This is a genomic window from Saccharopolyspora sp. 7B (assembly GCF_020177435.1).
Taxonomy (GTDB): Bacteria; Actinomycetota; Actinomycetes; order Mycobacteriales; family Pseudonocardiaceae; genus Saccharopolyspora_C; species Saccharopolyspora_C gregorii.
Map to the genome: position 1 here is coordinate 1 of NZ_JAIUKC010000206.1, position 4,254 is coordinate 4,254.

Below are 4,254 nucleotides of genomic sequence, written 5' to 3' on the forward strand. Positions count from 1 at the left end.
CGTCCATCCGGCTCCCTCCCGGCCCGCGCACCTGCCACACCGCCCCGCGCACCCCCGCGCCGAACCGCGGCCCGCGCCCGAGGCGCCCGTGCCCGGCGAGAGCTGGCGGCACGTGAGCGCGGCCCAGAACGGCGACCTCGACGCGTTCGGCAGGCTCTACGACGAGTACTCGCCCGTCGTGTACCGCTACGTGCTGTTCCGGATCAGCGACCACTGCCTCGCCGAGGACATCACCAGCGAGACCTTCCTGCGGGCGCTGCGGCGCATCGCCACCGTCAGCTACCAGGGCCGGGACGTCGCCGCCTGGTTCATCACCATCGCGAAGAACCTGGTGCTCGACCACGTGAAGTCCAGCCGGACCCGGCTGGAAGTGCCGATCCCCGAGCTCCCCGACGCCCAGCACCGAACGCAGCACCACGGCGGCCCGGAGCAGCACGTGCTCGACGCCGCCACCCAGCAGGAGCTGCTGCGCTGCGTGCGGCAGCTCAACCCGGACCAGCGCGAATGCATCCGGCTGCGGTTCATGCAGGGCCTGTCGGTCACCGAGACCGCCCAGCGCATGCAGCGCGGCGAAGGCGCCGTCAAAGCGCTGCAGCACCGCGCCGTGCGGCGCCTCGGCCAGCTGCTGCCCGACGACCTGCGCTGACCCGGGCCGATCGAAGCCGGTCCCGGCCGATCAGCGCGGACCGCGCCAACGCGCCGGGCGGGAGCCTCTAAGCTGGAGGCCTTGCTGGGCCGGGTCGCCGCACCGGCGGGAACGCCCCGCTCAGCGACCCTGGTACGCCAGGACCCGAACCCGAGCAACATCCAGCCGGAGCAAGACCGGGAGGCGCGGCGGTGCCGACAAGTCCAGGCCCAGCCGAAGGCCCAGGCCACGACGGCCGACGGCGCGGCGGCTCGGCGCGCCACGACCGGGACGCCGGGGGCGAGGACGCGGCCGAGCCGCGGCTCGGCCCGCCGGACGGCGAGCCGCGCGAGACCCCGTCCGCGCTGGACCCCGCCGAGGGCTCGTTCGACAGCGCGAAGGTCGCCGGCCGCGCCTCGGCCGAAGCGGCCGTGGCGGGAGCGGAACCGGGCGGGTCGCTGACCGCGCCGCCGGACCTCACCGCCGCCGCCTTCTTCGACGTGGACAACACGATGATGATGGGCGCCTCGCTGTTCCACTTCGCCCGCGGCATGGCGGCCCGCAAGTTCTTCACCGCCTCCGACCTCGCCGGGTTCGCGTGGCAGCAGCTGAAGTTCCGCGTCGGCGGCCGGGAGAACGCCGACGACGTGCAGGCCAGCCGGGAGCAGGCGCTGTCGTTCGTCGCCGGGCGCAAGGTCGCCGAGCTCGTGGAGCTCAGCGAGGAGATCTACGACGAGCTGATGTCCGACCGCATCTGGGCGGGCACCCGCGCCCTCGCCCAGATGCACCTCGACGCCGGTCAGCGGGTGTGGCTGGTGACCGCGACCCCGGTGGAGCTGGCGCAGATCATCGCCCGGCGGCTCGGGTTGACCGGTGCGCTGGGCACCGTGGCCGGGCACGTGGACGGCGTCTACACGGGACGGCTGGTCGGCGAGATGCTGCACGGGCGGGCGAAGGCGCACGCGGTGCGCGCGCTGGCCGCCAGCGAAGGCCTGGACCTGCGCCGCTGCACCGCGTACTCGGACTCGGCGAACGACGTGCCGATGCTGTCCGCGGTGGGCACCGCGGTGGCGGTCAACCCGGACCAGCGGCTGCGGGACATCGCCCGGTCCCGGGGCTGGGAGATCCGCGACTTCCGCACCGGGCGCAAGGCCGCCCGCATCGGCGCGCAGTCGATGCTCGGCGCCAGCGCGGTCGCGGGCGCCATCGCGGCGGGCCTCGCCTACCGGCGTCGCGACCGCTCCTGACGAGGCGGCCCACCGGCCCGGCGGCTCACCCCAGGAAGACGTTCTGGCGGCCGGCCAGCAGGCGGTAGAGGGTCTGCTGGATGATCTCGCGGACCTGGTCGCTGAGGCTGAACACGACCATCGGGTCGTCGGCGGCGCCCTCCCCGTAGGAGGCGGTCTCCACCGGCTCGCCGAACTCGATGTACCACTTCGACGGCAGCGGCACCGCACCCAGCAGCCCGAAGTGCGGGAACAGCGGCGTCACCGGGAAGTACGGCAGCCCCAGCAGCCGCGCCAGCGGCCGGATGTCGCCGAGCTTCGGGTAGATCTCCTCGGCCCCGACGATCGAGCAAGGCACGATCGGCACCCCGGTCCGCATCGCCGCCGACACGAACCCGCCGCGGCCGAAGCGCTGCAGCTTGTACCGGTCCCGGTAGGGCTTGCCGACGCCCTTGAAGCCCTCCGGCCACACCCCGACCAGCTCACCGGCCCGCAGCAGCCGCTCCGCGTCCGGGTTGCACGCCAGGGTGTGCCCGGCCTTGCGCGCCAGCGAACCGACCATCGGCAGCCGGAACACCAGGTCCGCGCCGAGCATCCGCAGGTGCCTGCCCGGGTCGTGGTGGTCGCGCAGCGCGACCGTCGTCATCAGCGCGTCCAGCGGCAGCGTGCCCGAGTGGTTCGCGACCACGAGCGCGCCCGAGTCGGGGACGTTCTCCAGCCCGATCGCCTCGACCCGGAACCACTTCTCGTACAGCGGCCGCAGCGGCGGCACCACCAGGTGGTCGGTGAGGTCCTCGTCGAAGCCGAACTCGTCGACCTGGTAGTCGCCGAGCAGCCGGCGGCGGGCGAAGGCCAGCGCGTCGGCGACCGCGTCCTCCCAGCCGTCCTCGCGCTCCTCCGGCTCGGGCAGCGGGGCGGGGCCGGGCCGCGCACCGCCGGGACGCTGGTCCGCCGGGTGCAGCGGGATCACTCGGGCGTCCGCCATCTGGCCTCCTGGTTGCCGCAGTCTGGTCAAGGTCACCGCAGTCGGGCGAGCAGGGCGCCGACACCGCGCTCCCACGCCACGACCTGCTCCGGGTCGATCACCGGTTGCAGGTCGCGGCCGCGCACGAAGTCGTCGAACGCCTGCTGCGTGGTCCAGCGCGGGGTGAAGCCGAAGCTCTCCCGCAGCCTCGTGGTGTCCACGACGCGCCCGAAGTTCAAGAACCGCATCTGCTCCGGGGAGAAGTCGACCAGCCGCGCGCCGCGGAAGAACCGGCTCACCGCGGGCACCCCGGCCCGCGGGATCGGCACCGCGACCCGCCCGGCGCGGCGGATCGCCTGCGAGAGCATCAGCACCCCGTCGCCGCCCGCGTTGTACACGCCGGGCAGCGCACGGGTGGTGGCCTTCTCCAGCACGGCCAGCGCGTCCTCGGAGTGCAGCAGCTGCATCCGGGCGTCGTAGCCGAGCACGGTCGGCACCAGCGGCAGCGCGAAGTAGCGGGTGAGGTCGGCGTCGATGCGCGGACCGATGAGGTGGGTGAAGCGCAGCGTGGTGATGTCCACGTCGGGCCGGCGCCTGCCGAAACCGCGCACGTAGCCCTCGATCTCCCCGGCGTCCTTCGCGTACCCGGAGGAGGGCAGGTCCTTCGGCTCCATGTCCTCGGAGAACACGGCGGGATCGCGCGGGCTGGCGCCGTAGACGGCGGTGGTCGACTTGACCACCAGCCTGCGCAGCTCCGGGGCCTTCTGGCAGGCCGCCAGCAGCTGCATGGTGCCGATGACGTTGAGCTCCTTCATCGCGGCCCGCCCCGCCGGACCGGACTGGGAGTTCACCGCCGCGTGCACCACGGTGTCCACGCCGGAACCGGCGATGACCTTCGCGATGAGCGGGTTGCGGATGTCGGCGCGCACGAACTCGGTGCGCCCCATCCGACGGCGCAGGTCGGGACGCGGCGGAGCGGTGTCCACGCCCAGCACGCGTTCGATGTCGGGGTTGGCGGCGAGCCGCGCGGCGAGGTGCCCGCCCAGGAAGCTGCTCACGCCCGTCACGAGCACGACGTTCGGCACCATGGTTCTCCCCGAGAGGTCCGGCCGGAGGGGTTCGCTCGCGCCCGCCCACCGGAAGCCGGCCGCGATCGCGGAGCGCGAGCTCCGCGCACGATGCTACCGAGCGCGGTCACCCGCTCCGGTTTCGCGCGGGCGACGCCGCGATGTCCTCGTGCACCCCACCAGCGGCCGGTGCGGTCGGCAACCCGGACGATCCCGGACCACCTGGGCGGAGGGGGTGGCAAAACGACCGCCCCCCCCCCCCCCGGGGGGGGGGGGGGGGCGGCGCGGGGAAACAACCGACCCCATACCCCACCCCGGGGGGGGGGGGGGGGGGGGGGCGGCCGGGGGGGTATGCCAAATTAGTCGCGGGGG

At 74.1% G+C, this 4,254-nt stretch carries 4 protein-coding genes; 2 read left to right on the forward strand and 2 right to left on the reverse strand.

Features of this window, described 5'->3' with window-relative positions:
* Positions 1-646, forward strand: a 646-nt coding sequence (locus tag LCD33_RS26060) for a sigma-70 family RNA polymerase sigma factor (RefSeq protein ID WP_374228546.1), incomplete at its 5' end; no start/stop codon positions are given.
* A gap of 344 nt (positions 647-990) precedes the next feature.
* Entirely contained in the window at positions 991-1,872 is an 882-nt protein-coding gene (locus LCD33_RS26065; protein WP_224962043.1) for an HAD family phosphatase, read from the forward strand.
* A 25-nt stretch (positions 1,873-1,897) separates the two neighbouring features.
* Here the strand turns inward: LCD33_RS26065 and LCD33_RS26070 are convergent, their stop codons facing one another.
* Together LCD33_RS26070 and LCD33_RS26075 are read right to left on the reverse strand one after the other, a co-directional pair.
* The gene (locus LCD33_RS26070) at positions 1,898-2,836 is read right to left on the reverse strand and encodes a lysophospholipid acyltransferase family protein (RefSeq protein WP_224962041.1); all 939 of its coding nucleotides are present in this window, start codon (positions 2,834-2,836) and stop codon (positions 1,898-1,900) included.
* Positions 2,837-2,868: 32 nt separating this feature from the next.
* Positions 2,869-3,903 carry an NAD-dependent epimerase/dehydratase family protein gene (locus tag LCD33_RS26075; RefSeq protein ID WP_224962039.1) on the reverse strand — a complete coding sequence of 345 codons (1,035 nt, stop codon included), beginning with the start codon at positions 3,901-3,903 and terminating at the stop codon, positions 2,869-2,871.
* Between the last annotated feature and the right edge of the window lie 351 nt (positions 3,904-4,254).

Coding starts and splice junctions, on each gene's coding strand:
- LCD33_RS26070 (WP_224962041.1), bottom strand. CDS start 2,836: ATGGCGGACGCCCGAGTGATCCCGCTGCACCCGGCGGACCAGCGTCCC.
- LCD33_RS26075 (WP_224962039.1), bottom strand. CDS start 3,903: ATGGTGCCGAACGTCGTGCTCGTGACGGGCGTGAGCAGCTTCCTGGGC.